The 15276-nt window shown below is 48.6% G+C and carries 18 protein-coding genes; 12 read left to right on the forward strand and 6 right to left on the reverse strand.

Going from position 1 to position 15276, the window contains the following annotated elements; all coding sequences use genetic code 11:
* Nucleotides 1-55: 55 nt before the first annotated feature.
* The 5 genes from soxA to OIR97_RS01960 form a co-directional block, all read right to left on the reverse strand.
* Entirely contained in the window at nucleotides 56-886 is an 831-nt protein-coding gene (gene soxA / locus OIR97_RS01940; RefSeq protein ID WP_267177765.1) for a sulfur oxidation c-type cytochrome SoxA, read from the reverse strand.
* 72 nt (nucleotides 887-958) lie between these two features.
* Complete coding sequence (gene soxZ / locus OIR97_RS01945) at nucleotides 959-1285, reverse strand: thiosulfate oxidation carrier complex protein SoxZ (RefSeq protein ID WP_267177766.1); 327 nt, start codon at nucleotides 1283-1285, stop codon at nucleotides 959-961.
* Nucleotides 1286-1311: 26 nt separating this feature from the next.
* Nucleotides 1312-1764, reverse strand: a complete 453-nt coding sequence (gene soxY / locus OIR97_RS01950) for a thiosulfate oxidation carrier protein SoxY (protein WP_407696691.1) — start codon at nucleotides 1762-1764, stop codon at nucleotides 1312-1314.
* Nucleotides 1765-1807: 43 nt separating this feature from the next.
* On the reverse strand, nucleotides 1808-2269 hold the full coding sequence (gene soxX, locus OIR97_RS01955; protein ID WP_267177768.1) for a sulfur oxidation c-type cytochrome SoxX: 462 nt from the start codon (nucleotides 2267-2269) through the stop codon (nucleotides 1808-1810).
* A 181-nt stretch (nucleotides 2270-2450) separates the two neighbouring features.
* The gene (locus tag OIR97_RS01960) at nucleotides 2451-3059 is read right to left on the reverse strand and encodes a SoxW family protein (protein WP_267177769.1); all 609 of its coding nucleotides are present in this window, start codon (nucleotides 3057-3059) and stop codon (nucleotides 2451-2453) included.
* A gap of 68 nt (nucleotides 3060-3127) precedes the next feature.
* Here OIR97_RS01960 and OIR97_RS01965 point away from each other — a divergent pair, with 68 nt between their 5' ends.
* On the forward strand, nucleotides 3128-3859 hold the full coding sequence (locus tag OIR97_RS01965) for a hypothetical protein (RefSeq protein WP_169544041.1): 732 nt from the start codon (nucleotides 3128-3130) through the stop codon (nucleotides 3857-3859).
* Between the two features lies 1 nt (nucleotide 3860).
* Here OIR97_RS01965 and OIR97_RS01970 read toward each other — a convergent pair whose 3' ends face one another.
* A complete protein-coding gene (locus OIR97_RS01970) occupies nucleotides 3861-4595 on the reverse strand; it encodes a cytochrome c biogenesis CcdA family protein (protein WP_169544042.1) in 735 nt (244 codons plus the stop codon).
* A gap of 95 nt (nucleotides 4596-4690) precedes the next feature.
* Between OIR97_RS01970 and OIR97_RS01975 the strand changes: the two genes are divergently transcribed.
* From OIR97_RS01975 to OIR97_RS02025, 11 genes are all read left to right on the forward strand, one after another.
* On the forward strand, nucleotides 4691-5077 hold the full coding sequence (locus OIR97_RS01975) for a thioredoxin domain-containing protein (RefSeq protein ID WP_267177770.1): 387 nt from the start codon (nucleotides 4691-4693) through the stop codon (nucleotides 5075-5077).
* Nucleotides 5078-5080: 3 nt separating this feature from the next.
* The gene (locus tag OIR97_RS01980; protein WP_169544043.1) at nucleotides 5081-5602 is read left to right on the forward strand and encodes a GlcG/HbpS family heme-binding protein; all 522 of its coding nucleotides are present in this window, start codon (nucleotides 5081-5083) and stop codon (nucleotides 5600-5602) included.
* 32 nt (nucleotides 5603-5634) lie between these two features.
* Nucleotides 5635-5985, forward strand: a complete 351-nt coding sequence (locus OIR97_RS01985; RefSeq protein ID WP_267177771.1) for an ArsR/SmtB family transcription factor — start codon at nucleotides 5635-5637, stop codon at nucleotides 5983-5985.
* A gap of 26 nt (nucleotides 5986-6011) precedes the next feature.
* Complete coding sequence (locus tag OIR97_RS01990; protein ID WP_169544045.1) at nucleotides 6012-7088, forward strand: YeeE/YedE family protein; 1077 nt, start codon at nucleotides 6012-6014, stop codon at nucleotides 7086-7088.
* 275 nt (nucleotides 7089-7363) lie between these two features.
* Nucleotides 7364-8767 (forward strand): sigma-54 interaction domain-containing protein, encoded by a 1404-nt coding sequence (locus tag OIR97_RS01995; protein WP_169544046.1) that lies wholly within the window; start codon nucleotides 7364-7366, stop codon nucleotides 8765-8767.
* Nucleotides 8768-8977: 210 nt separating this feature from the next.
* Nucleotides 8978-10540 carry an ABC transporter substrate-binding protein gene (locus tag OIR97_RS02000; RefSeq protein ID WP_219821638.1) on the forward strand — a complete coding sequence of 521 codons (1563 nt, stop codon included), beginning with the start codon at nucleotides 8978-8980 and terminating at the stop codon, nucleotides 10538-10540.
* Between the two features lie 37 nt (nucleotides 10541-10577).
* Nucleotides 10578-11594, forward strand: coding sequence for an ABC transporter permease (locus OIR97_RS02005; protein ID WP_169544047.1), 1017 nt, complete (start codon nucleotides 10578-10580; stop codon nucleotides 11592-11594).
* A gap of 2 nt (nucleotides 11595-11596) precedes the next feature.
* Entirely contained in the window at nucleotides 11597-12475 is an 879-nt protein-coding gene (locus tag OIR97_RS02010; RefSeq protein ID WP_169544048.1) for an ABC transporter permease, read from the forward strand.
* Complete coding sequence (locus tag OIR97_RS02015; RefSeq protein WP_169544049.1) at nucleotides 12472-13452, forward strand: ABC transporter ATP-binding protein; 981 nt, start codon at nucleotides 12472-12474, stop codon at nucleotides 13450-13452. Before OIR97_RS02010 ends, OIR97_RS02015 begins: the two co-directional genes overlap by 4 nt.
* Nucleotides 13449-14423: an ABC transporter ATP-binding protein gene (locus OIR97_RS02020; protein ID WP_169544050.1), complete on the forward strand. Its 975-nt coding sequence runs from the start codon at nucleotides 13449-13451 to the stop codon at nucleotides 14421-14423. Before OIR97_RS02015 ends, OIR97_RS02020 begins: the two co-directional genes overlap by 4 nt.
* Complete coding sequence (locus OIR97_RS02025; RefSeq protein WP_169544051.1) at nucleotides 14423-15274, forward strand: carbon-nitrogen hydrolase family protein; 852 nt, start codon at nucleotides 14423-14425, stop codon at nucleotides 15272-15274. The genes OIR97_RS02020 and OIR97_RS02025 overlap by 1 nt, the downstream gene beginning before the upstream one ends.
* Nucleotides 15275-15276: the final 2 nt, after the last annotated feature.

The raw sequence follows: 15276 nt of genomic DNA on the forward strand, positions 1-15276 counted from the left end.
ACGGAGACCGTTAAAAAAAGGCCGCACCTCTTTCGAGAATGCGGCCAAATGTTCGCTAGTTGCGAACAGCAGGTGCTTCCACCTTGAGGCCTTGGCCGCGATAGGCAATGTAGAGTTCAAGATTGACAAACTCATCTGAACCGACGGCATAGGGTGTCGCCCTGATATTTTTCATACACCCTTTGAAACGTCTATGGGTTGACCCCAGTTTTTGCCATTTGAGGCGATAGGTTGGAAAGCCGTTGGTCTGCCCTTGACTTAACAGGTCCGACCGGATTTGGTTACCGTAGTTGTCTTCGTGACAATTGGAGCAGGCCATATCGAGTTGACCGACACGTGTGTAATATAGATCCTTGCCCTGCTCAAAGAACGGCTTCATTTTGCCGTCAATTTCCACCTTCACCGGCTCACCGCGAGATTGCATGCGGGTGTAGGCCGTCATGGCCAAAAGTTCCTCGGATTCCCATTTCCAGGCTTTGGCCTGCATCTGATCGGTCCGGCATTTGTTAATCTGCTGTTCGAGATTAATCGGTTTCCCAAGGTCGTCGTTCCATTTTGGGAAATGGGCACCAGCGGTTTTCAGTGTTTCCGATGCATCTTCGTGACAGCTTTCGCAAGATTTACCCGCAGCTCCGTCAACGGCGCTCCAAAGCTCTTCCCCTTTTTCAACCCAGATGAAACCCGGATTTTCAAAATCATCATCCTGCAAAGACTGTGTTTCCGGGGTGCGGTAATTATAGCCGGAAATTATCTCGTCAAGCGGATGTCCCGCAGGCGGCTGTGCTATTTTTCCAGTTTCACTGCTGTTGACGGATACGGCGAGCGAACCGAAAGCCACAAGGGCCAAGCTACTCACTGTCGCAATAATTTTTAGCCTCAGGCGCATCTACTTATCCTCCCTAATTAAGTATGCCGCAATTCAAACAAGCAATGCGTGATTGCGAGCCTTTGCTTCTGTTCAACTGACTTTGATTTTCTGCTTTTTCTGATAAACGTCTCCGTTATCGTCCTGCCAGATGAATTCAAACTCGCCGGCTTCTTGCACCTTGGCGTTAAATTGCAGATATGGATTTGCCGAGACTGCGGGTTCCATGTCGCACCCGAAAACCTGTTCTCCGTTGAACTTACAAACAAATTTATTGATAATAAGCCGTGGAATTTTCTTCCCGGATTTGTCTTTTCTCTGTCCAGTTTCCATCTTGTGAGAGATGATGGTTTTAATCGTGATCACTTCCCCTTTGGTGGCGGATTTGGGAAGCTTGACGCGGGGTTTGGATTTAGCCATTTTTCGTTATCCTTCCAAAGAGTGATTTAGCCGCCGCAGCCGCCAATTGTCACTTTCACTGTTGTTGAGGCGCTGTGGAATGAGCCGTCACTCATCGCGGCGACGGCAATGATATTTTGCGTTTTTGCCAAACGCATCCGTGTTACCGCTTCAGCGACCCCGCTTTTTGGTGAGAAATGAAATTTCGCAACCTCTGGGCTTGGATTTCCATCGGCAAGAACAAACACTGACTTTACGTAATTGTCTGCTGTCATCGGACTATCGACACTGATACCAACTGGTACTGTATTTCCGTTTTCCGCAATCTCGGGCATATCGATTGAAACAAGCCCATCTTTTGGCTCGGCGCCTCCGGTGAAATCCATAACCGCTTTTTTTGCGTCGGTTTCACTTGCGAAAGCGGAAAAGGGGATAGAAATACTTGAAATCGCCAACAGTCCCGCGCTGGCTCCGAGCATTTGACGACGAGATAGGTCCATCATCTTTTTATGTCTCCAATAAAACTTTTTAATTTTGGTTTGCTTATTGCGTTTTTAAGAAAGCAATAATGTCTTCAATCTGTTGGGCAGATAAAATGGTTTTGCCTTTGAATTTTTTAGAAACGCGGTTCAAACCATCGGTGCGATAGAATGCAGGCATAATCGTGCCATCGAACACTTTCTTGGAATTCACCAGAATCAGTCGAAGTTGGCCGTCATTGTAGCGTTGCGAAACGCCGTCCAGCGGGGGCCCCACTTCACCATGAAAGGGTTGGTTGGCCAAGGATGTGACGGCGTGGCAGGCCAGACAATTTCCTTGTTTCCGGTTAATCACGGCTTTGCGCCCTTTGTCTGGATCACCGGCTTCCTTCGTTAAGGGATTTGGTATGGCGTCCTCAACAATTGTGTATTTCACACTTTCTGCCGCTTGGGGGTGTCCCGTGATTGCGACTGTGGTCATAGCGATTGCGAGAACTGCCGTTCCCAGCAGTGTCGGGTTTTTCATACTTTCCTCCCCAGTATGTACCGTACATTTTTCAACTGATAGTCAGTTGTGTGTAACTGGCACAAAGCTTCCCTGTGCTTGTGAATGTGTCATCTTTTTTGAAATCTGCGACACTTTGTCACACCCACGCTAATGCAGTTTTAAAAATATATCAATTCATAAAATGCATTTTTTGAATATGTTAACCGGAGAGGTTTTGAAGATAGGTCTTGAAGTCCTTATTGATGTAAGCTTCTTCAGCCACATATTTAAACATCAATAGGAAATGATCTGGTCTCATATAGCCGGGTAAACGGGCCACTTCGCGTTTTTGTGGGAGCGAGTCAGCCAATGCGTCTATGGTTTTTGGGAAAAACTGGAAGGTTGGTGTAAAGCGAACACCATATTTTCGGGCCAGATCTTTTTCCGAAAGTTCCTCGCCGTCAAAATCGGTAACTCGTTTTGAGCCGATAATATTGAGTTGCAGGATTTCAAAATTACCGATGATGAAGTTTCGAATCTTTTCATCCGCGAAATTGACCAGATGTGTCTCTTCGCAATAAGGGCAACCCTTCAGCTCCCACATGATCGCCAGATGTTTATTTTTTTCCGCCGCCTCTGACACGTCATCGGCCAATTCCAGAAAGCTTTCAAGAAACCAGGGCTGGTAGTGCAGGCCGTCTTCGGTCAACTCAACCTTATTTCCCGCAGCGCTTACCATGCGCGGTAGTGACACCCCTAAAGCGCCTGCCAAAGAGATTTGTGTTGAGTGCAGAATCAACTGTCTTCTTGTCATTTCCCTGTTTGACATTTTGGACTCCCTCCGCGATATTTATATTCATTAATTCATATGTTTCTATGTTCTGCAAGGGGAATTTGATGCGTGGCCTTGTGAGCCCATATCTGGTTTTTGTGTTCATTGGTTTCTGCCTTGTGGCGAGCCCTGCACAGGCAGACCCGACAGATTTACATCAGGAAATTTATGAAACTAATGCTTCCTACAAGCACGCCAAAAACTATTTACGCACCGGCAATCTTGCTTTCGCCAGCCTGGAATTGGACAAGGCAAAAGACCGTTGGGATAAAGTTTTAAAAACCTATCGGGAGAACCCACCGGCGCCATATGTGGCTGAAGAGCCGTGGTTCAGAGCTTTGGATGAGATCCAGAGGATATTGAATACTGCGACACAATCTTTTGCCAAGGGAGAAACTGACAAGGCCCGGCAGGTTCTACCGCATGTTCGCACAGAGCTTCATCAGTTGCGCCGCTATTATAAGATAACCCTGTTTGAAGATGTCTACATTCAAACAACCGACGCGATGAACACGGTATGGTCATTTTACAAGAAGCAAGAAGACTTTCACGACGGCGCGAAAAGAAGCGCCCTATTGAAACACTCCGTCCAGCTGGAAGACGCCTTGAGAAAGAGCCATGCCATTGCGGATGACGGGTTAAAGGAAAACGTAATCTATCAACGGTTAATGGGCACTGCCCTGATATCGGCCCCAGCGATGAGCCAATCGGTTCGAGATCGCAATTATTCAGGATTTGTGAATTACCTCAGAGAGCTGAAGTCATTGGAGCAAATGATTTATTTGCACTTCGGTTAGTTCAGCCTGTGTTTCCCAGCCAGGGGAACCATTCTAGTAACCCGTATCCCAATGCCGACATATTTCCCGTAATCAATAAAATGCCGGTTGCCACCAACAGGATCCCAACGGCTATTTCAACCTTGTGAAGGTGCCTGCGGAACTTTTGCATGAAGGTAATAAAGGGATTTACGAAGATGGCGGCCAGGATAAAAGGAATACCAATTCCCAATGAATAGGCGGCTAGTAAATAGGTGCCCTGATGAACGCTGTCTTCTGTGCTGGCGACCATAAGAATTGTTGCCAATACTGGCCCGACACAGGGGGTCCAGCCAAAAGCAAAGGCAAGACCGACGATAAAACTTCCCAGAATTCCTACTGGCTTATTATTTGTCTGAAAACGCGCTTCCCGGTACAGAAATGGGATTTTTAATATCCCGGAAATATGCAACCCAAGGACGATGATGATTGCACCAGCGGCTTTTTCAAGGACGCTGAAATAGTCAGAAATGAATTGCCCGAAGGTTGACGCGGTAGCGCCAAGAGCGACAAAGATGACAGTGAAACCGGCAACAAAGGACAAGGTACGGTAGAAACTGCGTTTTCTGATCTCTTTTTTATCGGAAGAATGGGCCAGTTCTTCGAAACCAACTCCTGCCAGGTAACACAGGTAGGGCGGCACCAAAGGAAGAACACATGGTGACAAGAAAGAAAGCACGCCTGCAATGAACGCACCTGATACTGTTAGATCAAACATTAGCGGCTTCCCGACTTGACTAAAACATTCAAATTTTTATATATATAAAACATGCTATGTGTTTGAGTAAATCTAAATCTTTAAAAGACAATTAGATGAATGTCAGTCTTCTCACAGGCACCGTCGTTGGGTTTTTCCTGTTTTTTGCTATGCAGATCAATCCATTGGCGGCTGCAGAATTGCTCATGTTCAGAGAGCGGGGATGCTATTGGTGTGAAAAATGGGATGAAGAGATTGGCCCGATTTATCCAAAAACCAGTGAAGGGAAAACGGCGCCCCTGAAACAGCGCGATATTCAGGACCCCATTGAAGAATTCATCACACATAATGGCATAGTTCATTACACCCCTACCTTTGTACTGGTGGAAGGTGGGCGGGAAATTGGCAGAATTACAGGGTATCCCGGAGAAGATAATTTCTGGTGGATGCTGGAAGAGTTGGTAAAAAAATTAAAACCAAACAAAGCTGGAACAAAGGGGTAGGGGATGAAAAAATCATTTGTCGGCGCAACAATTTTTGGGTTGTTTTCTTTGCTATGGGGTGGGGCAATCGCACCCGCTTTTGCACAAAGTGACGAAGCCTTGGTGTCCCATAAGGTTATGACACCCGAGATAGCCATGGAACTTGCACAAGCCACGCTTAAAGCATGCCGGAAAGCAGATTTTCAGGTTGGCGTTGCTGTTGTCGATCGATTTGGCATCTTGCAGGCCTTTGTCAGGGACCGCTATGCGGGGGTGCATACACCGGATACTGCGAGACAAAAAGCGTGGACTGCGGTAAGCTTTCGAACAGACACTGCCGCGTTGGAAGAGTTGGTGAAGTCAGGTGAATTGACTCAGAATATTACTCAGATCAAAAATGCTATGATGGTTGGCGGCGGCGTTCAGGTTCTGGCTGCGGGTTCTTTGGTCGGAGCGGTTGGTGTGTCTGGTGCGCCAGGTGGGGATGCAGATGACGACTGTGCCCGCAAAGGGATCGAAACGATACAAGATAAACTAGAATTTTAATTTCCAAGGACCGGTGGAGTGCAGGTTTAATAATGATGGCATTAAAGAACATGATTGATTTGGATGAGATGTTGGATTTCCCAGATGAAATGGTGGATAACGCGTCGCGTGCATGTACAACTCTCAAGGCAATGGCCCATGAAAGCCGCCTTCTGATCCTGTGCCTTCTGGCCAATGGAGAAAAGTCTGTTATTGAACTTGAAAAGCGGCTTTCCATGCGCCAGCCAGCGGTTTCTCAACAGTTGGCCAGACTACGGGCAGATGATTTGGTTCATGCCCGACGAGAGGGCAAAACGATCTATTATTCGATTGCGAATAGTGAAGTTCAGGCCATTATAAAACTACTCTATGCCCTTTATTGTGCCCCGGATGAAGCAGACTAACCTTTTTACCGGTCAGGATGATTGCATTGGATATCCCTATCAGTACATTAATGGCAATCGCCGGTTGTTTGATCGGTGGAATAGCGGGTTATACGGCTCGGATGAACCAGTTTTGTACCTTTGGTGCGATTGAAGACGCGCGATTGAGTGGTGAATGGCGTCGAATGCGTCTCTGGGTGTTTACGATTGCCATTGCAATCATTGGAACGACACTTCTCTATTACTTTCAGGTTATTGACCTGAAGCAATCCATGCATTGGCGGACGGACTTGATTTGGGTATCCCTCATTGTAGGCGGGCTGTGTTTCGGTTTCGGGATGGCTCAGGTGGGAACCTGTCCGTATGGTGCGTTGGTTCGACTGGGAACAGGGGATCTAAGATCTCTTGTAACACTCCTGGTGGTCGGCGTTACTGGATACATGACAATGCGCGGACTGATGGCCAGTGCGCGTGTCGCCATTGAAAATGTTGGCCTTCAGTCCGATGCCGCGGGGTCTTTGAATATACCGGCTCTTCTGGGAGTTAACTCATTGGTTTCGTATTTGGTGATCGCCTTGTTTATCGCAGGCGGACTGCTTGTCTGGTGCTTTAAAGGGGGTGATTTCAGGCGCTCGTTGAAATCCCAGATGGCAGGCTTGGTGATCGGTTTGTGTGTTGTGTCAGGCTGGTTTGTCACAGGCTATATTGGTCAGGATGAATTTGATCCTCAGCGGCTTGTCTCGCTAAGTTTTATCTCGGCAACGGCCGACGGATTGATGTATTTGATGACATTTTCCGGCGCGACGATCAACTTTGCAATTGGAAGCGTGGGGGGTGTTGTGCTCGGCTCACTTATCGGCTCAATGCAAAAGCGTCAGTTTAAACTCGAAGCTTTCGACGATAGCCGTGAAATGCGGCGGCATCTTATTGGTGGGGCCCTAATGGGGATTGGCGGGATTATGGCAATGGGCTGTACGGTCGGTCAGGGGATTAGTGGTGTTTCAACGCTGTCGCTTGGATCTTTGATTGCCTTTGCGTCCATTCTTGTTGGGGCGGTTTTAGGCCTGCACTATCTTCTTGAAGACAACCTGAAGGATACAATGTCCGCTTTTTTCAGGTCCTGATAAACGACCCGTTTTGTCAACGCGTGCGTGTGGGGCCTTTCTTCTTTTGAGAAAAATCCTTTTCCAGTTCCGCACCGTCATCGATGTCCTTGGCGATGGTTTGAAACGGATCCTTATCCCGCGGAAAATCCGTTTTAACCGACTATTCAATAATCATTTCATTTGCCTTTGGCGTTCTGAAGATAACCGGTTTGGCTCCCGTCAGAGTTCTTTACTTGCTGGTCAGATTGCGTGTAGGTTTCAATCAGTATTCATTTTTGAATAAGTGGGGCGCAATGGATTGGCAGTCAGACTTGGCAAACCGGTTTCCGGAGCATCTGGAAGAAGTGTTTGAAGCAATGGCAGATGCGGTTTGGGTCTGTAATGCAGAGCCAAGACTGCTTTGGATTAATTCCGCTTGTGAAAAGTTAAACGGTATCCGCCGTGAGGATGTGTGCGGTAAAACGGTCCATGAGCTACTCCTCAGTGGTAACTATGATAAGGATGTGACCAGCCGGGTTTTGCAGGAGAAAAAGCCTGTTGTTATTAATCAGCATGTGAAAAGTGGCCGGTCCCTGCTTGTCACCGGGGTGCCCATTTTCGATGAACAAGGTGCGGTTCGGTTTGTGGTGGGGAACGAGCGGGACCTGTCCGAGTTGAACCAGCTTCGCCAGGAGCTGGAGAAAGAACAGCAGCGATCGGATCGAATAGAGCAGGAGCTTTTAACGCTGAATATGCGCGATAAGAGCCTTGAGAATATCGTTGCGGTCAGTGACGTCATGGAGAAATCGCTTTATCTTGCCTTAAAAGTTGCAGCCTATGATACGACCGTGCTGATTGCGGGTCCTTCCGGTTCTGGTAAGAGTATGGTTGCGCGCTTGATCCACGAAGCATCTCCGCGCCGAAATAACCAGTTCCTGCATCTTAATTGCGGGGCAATTCCTCATAATCTGGTCGAGGCAGAACTTTTTGGCTATGAGCAAGGCGCCTTCACAGGCGCGTCCAAAGGGGGGAAGGCCGGACTAATCGAAGCCGCAAACGGCGGCACTCTTTTTCTGGACGAGATCGACGCGTTTCCCATGGATATGCAAGTCAAGTTGCTGACATTTCTTGATAGTCAGGGTTTTATCCGGGTCGGTGGAACCAAAATTCATCAAGTGGATGTACGCCTGATTTCGGCGACAAATAAGGATTTGCGGAAAATGGTGGATGAGGGCCTTTTTCGCGAAGATCTGTATTTCCGGTTGAATATTGTCCCCTTGGAGATCCCGCCTTTACAAAGACGGATGGCGGATCTACCGGCATTGATTGGGTTGACCCTTAAGAAGTTGGGTCAAAAGCATAATAAAGACTTTTCCATTACACCTGAATTTGTCGAAATCCTGTCAAAATACTCATTCCCCGGAAATGTCAGGGAGCTGGAGAATATCCTGGAGAGAGCCTGCGTTCTTTCAACTTCTGAGATGTTGAGTATCGCTGATTTACCAGCAGATATCAGAGATCGGAGAGGCTCTGACGTTGCGCTGGGAACAGGGACTTTGAAAGCAGCACTGGAACAGGTCGAAGCCGAGCTGCTCAGGCAGGCGCTTGGTAAACATGATACGCAAAAATCGCTGGCAGTGGCGTTGGGTGTTAGCCAGCCAACTGTTGCCAGGCTATTGCGCAAGCATGATTTGAAAGCGGGTCGTGATTTTGGTTAGTTGGCTGCCAACCATCTATTCAATGTTGAATAAATGACGTCTTTAAATTCAATTTTGAATAGGGATTTTGATGTGCCGCCGGTTAGCACTATTACGTAATATATTGATTTATATGGAATTATTAAATTTTTCAGAGATTGGCATGCTGATTGCGTACTGAAGAGTGTGAAGTCTGCCAGGGGGTAGGCGGCAATTGCCTGGGAGGGTAAAGTGAAACTTATCAAGAAAATTGCAGTTGCAGTGGCAACTGTAGCGATCGGTGTCAGCGCGTTGACCGCCGCTGTCCCTGTTCAAGCCAAGACCAATTCCGTAACCTATGCAATGTATGGCGATATAAAAGACTGGGATCCTTCAGAAGCCTTTTCTCTTGAAGTTATGATGTTGGTGAACGTGTATGAGCCGCTTCTTTGGTATAATCCTCCGGGGAGCGAACAACAGTTTACACCCGCTTTGGCCGAAAGCTGGGGTGTCAGTGAAGATGGTTTGACCTGGACCTTCAAATTACGGCAGGGCGTCAAATTCCATGATGGCGAGCCGCTGACTGCGGAAGCTGCAAAATCTTCAATTGAACGGACCCGTAAATTGAAGAAGGGGGCCTATTATATTTGGGGCGCTGTTTCTTCAATCGAAGCGCCTGATACCCATACGTTGGTGATTAAAACAAAAGAACCTGCACCAATTGACCTGATTGCGTCCAGTCAGTATGGCGCTTACATCTTTTCGCCCAAGGCCGCTGAAAAAGGTGCAGAATGGTTTAATCAAGGGAATGCCGCGGGTACAGGCCCCTATACTGTTCGGCAATGGAAAGCGGGACAGCAGATCGTCTTGGATAAAAATCCTGACTACTGGGGCGGTTTTGATGAAAGCAACTTTGAACGGGTTTATTTAAAAGTTGTGACAGAGAATGCGACACAGGTGCAGATGCTGAAAGCCGGTGAAGCTGATTTTATTTCACTCGTGCCTGCGGATCAGGTGGATAGTCTCAATAATGAGCCCGGCATTACCGCAAAAGGCGTTCCCAGCTGGAAAAATTCCCAGTTTCTGATCAATACTCAAAAAGCCCCGACCGATAATAAACAATTCCGCCAGGCTCTTACGATGCTGTGGGATTATGACAAAGTTGTAAAAGAAATATATGCCGGTTATGCCGAACCCGGAAAGGGTGTCGTGCCTGCCACTATGTGGGGCCATAATTCAAACATTAAAACCCCGGTATTTGATGTAGAGAAGGCCAAGAAACTTGTTGATGAATCTGGCGTACCTGCCGATCAGCGAAAAGTCACGATGGCCTATATTGGGACATCGGAAGAGTATAAGAATTCAGCCCTCCTGTTTCAGGCAAATGCTGCTAAAGCCGGTATTGAGGTTGAGCTGAAACCCGGTAAATGGGGTGCCATCTGGAAAAATGCGAAAGATCTGCGGACAGCGCCGAACCTTCAGTCCATGACATGGTGGCCGACATATCCCACCCCGAATGACTGGATGATTGGCTTGTTTAGAACAGAAGAAAAAGCCCTGTTCAATTTGTCTCATTACGCAAATTCCGCCTATGACAAGCTTGTTGATGAAGGCGCGGCTCTGGAAGGTTCTGATAGAGACGCTGCTGTCGAAAAATATGCCAAGGCGCAGAAACTGCTGATGGAGGATGCAACAGCAATTTTTTATGCCGATATCAAAGGTCGTGTCGCTTACCGCAGTAACATCGTCGGCTTACAGAGCAATCCTGCATACGCTGGGATTTTCTTCCATCGTCTGAAACGTGCCGCCAAGTAACGCACGGACGATTACTGTTTAAAGAAGGAAATAGGCGATGCTGTTTTATACGGGGAAACGCATACTGACAATGGTCGGGATCCTGCTCGGTGTGTTGTTGGTGACATTTGTGTTAAGCCGTATTTTGCCAGGATCGCCTATTGAAATGATGCTGGGTCATCGGCCAACGCCCGAACAGATTGAGGCCGCGCGGCTTCAAATGGGGTTGGATCGCCCCATAATAGAGCAGTTCTGGCTCTATCTGGTGAACGCGTTTCAAGGCGATCTGGGAACGTCGCTGCGCACTGGCCGGCCGGTTTTGACCGATGTGCTAGAACGTTTCGCGGCAACCTTTGAACTTGTCACACTGGCGATTTTACTGGTTGTCGCCATTGGCATTCCGCTGGGAACGATTTGCGCACTGCGTCAGGACAAACTGGTGGATCATTCCGCCCGGGGCTTTTCTGTTTTAGGGGTGGCGCTCCCCGTGTTTTTAAGTGGAATGATCCTGCAGATGCTTTTTTACGGGTTTTTGGGCTGGTTACCATTGCAGGGCCGGATTGACAGCGATGTGTTGCTGGATTTCGAGTTTCCAGTGGTTACGGGCTTTTATCTGGTCGATAGCCTTCTTGATAAAAATCCGGTGGCCTTTTTTTCAGCCTTGGAACATCTGGTGCTTCCGGTTTTGACAATTGCCATTGCGTCTCTTGCCGTGGTCACCCGGATCACTCGCAATATGATGATTGAAGCCTTGCGTCAGGAATTTATTCTGACTCAAAGGGCCTATGGATTATCTGATTGGATTATCAATTTTCGGTATGCCATGAGAGCCGCCCTCATTCCAATGCTGACGGTTATCGGTCTGGCCTACGGATATATGCTGGGCGGTGCTGTTGTCGTGGAGTTTGTTTTTGATTGGCCCGGGCTTGGTGCCTATGTGGTCGGCGCAATCACTGAAAATGACTACCCGGCAGTTATGGCAGTAACCCTGTGTTTCGCCGGCGTTTATCTGACTGTAAATCTAATTATCGACCTGCTTTATTTCCTCGTCGATCCGCGCTTACAGAAGGCATGAAGATGGAAAAATCAGTGCAAGCTGTCATGAAGCCAAGAAGTGCAATCTTTGCGCGCTTTCATGTAATTATGGGTCGGAATGTCTTGTTTCTGGCTGGATCGGTTACGTTCCTTGTTATTCTGGTCGCCGCTGTTTTTGCGCCCGTTATCGCAACACATGACCCATCTCATATTAACTTTGCGGATAAACTTGTCGCCCCGGGGATGGCGCACTGGTTTGGCACGGACGAGCTGGGAAGAGACCTTTTCAGCCGTATTTTATACGGTGCGCGGGTCAGCCTTTTGGTCGGCATTGTGGTTACGGGGCTGGCGGTATTGATCGGGGTGCCCGTTGGATTGGCTGCCGGATATCTGGGAGGGCGCGCTGGATATCTGATCATGAGGGTGAGCGATGTTTTTATCGCATTCCCGCCCCTTTTATTACCCATTGCCATTACCGCTGCCTTGGGACAAGGGTTGTTTGAAGCGATGATCGCGTTGGCAATTTCCTGGTTCCCCTGGTATGCGCGAATTGTCGAAGCGGCTGTGCTGTCCATTCGGCAGGAGAACTATGTCCGTTCCGCACGGGCTTTTGGATTTTCGCATTTGCGCATCATGGTAAAACATATTCTGCCCAATTGCTGGACGCCGGTGATCGTTCAGGCGTCCATGGATTTCGGATATACAATATTAGCGGCGGCGTCTTTAAGTTTCATCGGAATTGGCGCAAAACCCCCGATGATTGAATGGGGGCTGATGGTGGCCATGTCCCGGGGGAAATTTCTTGATTACTGGTGGACGGCAGGGATCCCCGGGCTGGCAATTGTTCTGACCGTTCTGTCCGTCAATTTAATTGGCGACGGTGTCCGTGACCTGTTGGATCCGAAGGAAAACAAGCAATGAGCGGGTCGGTATTGAATATCAGGGACTTTTCACTGTCGTTGAATTCGCGGCGCGGACCGTTACCTATTTTGCGGAACCTGTCGTTGCGGATTGAACCGGGCAGAATAATGGGTCTGGTTGGCGAGTCGGGTTCCGGGAAATCCATGACTGCACTTGCCGCTATGGGGTTGCAGCCTTCCAATACGCAATTGTCCGGTACGATTGCGCTGTGTGGTCAGGAAATCGTCCATCGGTCTCAAAAAGAGATCAAGAAGGTGTGCCGCAATACGGTAACAATGATTTTCCAGCAACCAATGAAAGCAATGAGTCCGTATCATACGATCGGAAAACAGCTGACAGATGCGCTGGTTGCCCATACAGGGCAAAAACCCAAGGAAGTAAGGCCGCGGATAATGGCGGCTTTGCACGATGTTCAGTTGCCGGATCCGGCATTTGTTTTTGATAAATATCCCCACGAAATGTCAGGCGGGCAATTACAGCGTGCAATGATTGCAATGGCGATGGCTGTTGACCCAAAACTGCTGATTGCAGACGAGCCGACAACAGCGCTTGATGTGACCGTGCAGGCCCAAATTCTGAGCCTTATTCGCGAGCTTGTGGATAAAAAAGGTCTTGGGGTGCTTTTTATTACTCACGATCTGGGGGTGGTCTCAGATATTTGTGATGATGTTTCCGTTATGTATGCGGGCAAGATCGTGGAGCAAGGGGCGACACAGGATGTTCTGTCTCGTCCAAAACATCCATATAGCTCGGCACTTCTGCGGGCCGCGCCCAAGTTGTTTGATCAGGAAACCCTGGAACAGATTCCGGGGCGGGTGCCGGCATTGAATGAATTGCCGGTAGGCTGCGCCTTCGCGCCGCGCTGTCTTCACGCTACGGCAGACTGCAACGCTGTTGATCCGGAGCTTAAAAACGGTGTCGCCTGTTTTAACCCTGCCTCTCAATTGTCTGGTAAAGAGATTGGAGCAGCGTCATGACGTGTCTTCTTAAAGTTGGAAACCTTCGAAAAACCTATCCAACACAGCATGGGACAGTGACGGCACTGGCCGATGTTTCATTTGAAATTATGGCTGGTAAAAGTCTCGCTCTTGTCGGCGAGTCGGGATGCGGGAAATCGACGGTGGCAATGTCATTGCTTCGCCTGATCCCCTTTGATAGCGGGGATGTGATGTTTGAAGGACATGATCTGTCCAGCCTTTCCGGAAATGCCATGCGCCTGCTTCGCGAGAAGTTGGGCATTGTCTTTCAGGATCCCTATAGTTCGCTCAACCCGAAACATCGTGTGGGAAAGATTATAGGGGAAGCGCTGGAGGTGTTTAAATCCCTGAAAGGCCGCAAACTTGAGGAGCGCGTCGCCAAATTGATGACTGAAGTTGGCCTTGATCCCGCTCATATCGATCGATATCCGCATGAATTCTCGGGCGGGCAACGGCAAAGAATTGCAATTGCACGGGCACTTGCAGTCGAGCCTAAATTGTTGATCCTGGATGAACCCACGTCGGCGTTGGATGTTTCTGTTCAGGCTCAAACACTGAACCTGCTGCGCGATTTAAAGGCCAGTCATGGTATCAGCTATCTGTTTATTACCCATAACCTGGCGACAGTTGATTATCTTGCGGACGATGTCGCTGTTATGTATCTGGGCCGGATTGCCGAATGCGGACCAGTAGATCAGGTTTTCCGAAATCCCCATCATCCGTATACGAAACTGTTGCTGGACAGCCTTCCGGGACAAACCCGTCCGGCTGCCCCATCGGTGTATAAACCAGATGGGGAAATACCCAGTCCTTTCGATATTCCGAACGGATGTTCCTTTCAAAACCGCTGTTCACGCGCGAACGAGACCTGCCGGTCAGTAGAGCCTGAACTGCAAGAGTTCCAAAATTCACGAAAAGTGGCCTGTTTTAATCCAACGGGTTTATCCGATATTCTGGCGGAGAAGTTATAATGAGAAGTTTCGCAATTGCTGGTTTGCAGCTGAATTTAGAGACCGCTGATAATATCGATCTGATATCCCGTAAAATAGACAGCGTGATGCGGCGGTTTCCATGGGTTCAAATGGTTATCATCGGTGAGCTCGCAGGCTTTGGCCCCCGTCCTTCTACGGCAGAAACAATGCCGGGGCCGACTGAAAATCATTTTGGTTCAATCGCCAAGAAACATAACATCTGGCTCCTCCCAGGCTCTTTATATGAACAGAGCGGCGGAAAAGTATATAATACAACGCCGGTCCTAAACCCCGACGGGGAAGTGGTGACCCGGCACCGAAAGCTCTATCCCTTTTTACCCTATGAGCAGGGTATCGAATACGGGGAACAGATTACGGTTTTTGATATTCCGGACGTTGGCCGTTTTGGCGTGTCGATTTGTTATGACATGTGGTTCCCTGAAACAACGCGCGCGATGGTAAGTGCCGGGGCGGAGGTTATTCTGCATCCAACTATGACCAACACCAGCGACCGTGAGGTTGAAACCGTGATTGCCCGGGCGAGTGCTGTTCAAAATCAATGTTATTTCGTCGATATCAATTCTGTTGGTGAAATTGGATATGGCCGTTCTTCCGTCATCGGGCCGCAGGGTGAAGTGATATATCAGGCTGGCTGCGGCGAGGAGATCGTGACAGCGGAGCTTGATCTGGAACAGGTGCGACGGGTAAGGGAACGCGGCATCATGGGACTGGGGCAAACCTTGAAAAGTTTTAGGGATGCACCGATAAAATATGTCGTTTATGAAAATGGATTGCATGGGCGAGAGGGATTGTCGAAGCTGGGCAATCTTGAAGTCCCGGGCCGAATATAGAT

Origin of the sequence: Sneathiella aquimaris (assembly GCF_026409565.1) — a bacterium.
Classification (GTDB): Bacteria; Pseudomonadota; Alphaproteobacteria; order Sneathiellales; family Sneathiellaceae; genus Sneathiella; species Sneathiella aquimaris.

Excerpts from the sequence above, each read along its gene's own strand:
- soxZ (WP_267177766.1), bottom strand. The coding sequence starts at position 1,285 with ATGGCTAAATCCAAACCCCGCGTCAAGCTTCCCAAATCCGCCACCAAA.
- OIR97_RS02020 (WP_169544050.1), top strand. The coding sequence starts at position 13,449 with ATGACGTGTCTTCTTAAAGTTGGAAACCTTCGAAAAACCTATCCAACA.
- OIR97_RS01980 (WP_169544043.1), top strand. The coding sequence starts at position 5,081 with ATGAAAAAATCATTTGTCGGCGCAACAATTTTTGGGTTGTTTTCTTTG.
- OIR97_RS02010 (WP_169544048.1), top strand. The coding sequence starts at position 11,597 with ATGGAAAAATCAGTGCAAGCTGTCATGAAGCCAAGAAGTGCAATCTTT.
- soxY (WP_407696691.1), bottom strand. The coding sequence starts at position 1,764 with ATGGACCTATCTCGTCGTCAAATGCTCGGAGCCAGCGCGGGACTGTTG.
- OIR97_RS01985 (WP_267177771.1), top strand. The coding sequence starts at position 5,635 with ATGATGGCATTAAAGAACATGATTGATTTGGATGAGATGTTGGATTTC.
- OIR97_RS01995 (WP_169544046.1), top strand. The coding sequence starts at position 7,364 with ATGGATTGGCAGTCAGACTTGGCAAACCGGTTTCCGGAGCATCTGGAA.
- OIR97_RS01965 (WP_169544041.1), top strand. The coding sequence starts at position 3,128 with ATGCGTGGCCTTGTGAGCCCATATCTGGTTTTTGTGTTCATTGGTTTC.
- OIR97_RS01970 (WP_169544042.1), bottom strand. The coding sequence starts at position 4,595 with ATGTTTGATCTAACAGTATCAGGTGCGTTCATTGCAGGCGTGCTTTCT.
- soxX (WP_267177768.1), bottom strand. The coding sequence starts at position 2,269 with ATGAAAAACCCGACACTGCTGGGAACGGCAGTTCTCGCAATCGCTATG.
- soxA (WP_267177765.1), bottom strand. The coding sequence starts at position 886 with ATGCGCCTGAGGCTAAAAATTATTGCGACAGTGAGTAGCTTGGCCCTT.
- OIR97_RS02015 (WP_169544049.1), top strand. The coding sequence starts at position 12,472 with ATGAGCGGGTCGGTATTGAATATCAGGGACTTTTCACTGTCGTTGAAT.
- OIR97_RS02005 (WP_169544047.1), top strand. The coding sequence starts at position 10,578 with ATGCTGTTTTATACGGGGAAACGCATACTGACAATGGTCGGGATCCTG.
- OIR97_RS02025 (WP_169544051.1), top strand. The coding sequence starts at position 14,423 with ATGAGAAGTTTCGCAATTGCTGGTTTGCAGCTGAATTTAGAGACCGCT.
- OIR97_RS01975 (WP_267177770.1), top strand. The coding sequence starts at position 4,691 with ATGAATGTCAGTCTTCTCACAGGCACCGTCGTTGGGTTTTTCCTGTTT.
- OIR97_RS01960 (WP_267177769.1), bottom strand. The coding sequence starts at position 3,059 with ATGTCAAACAGGGAAATGACAAGAAGACAGTTGATTCTGCACTCAACA.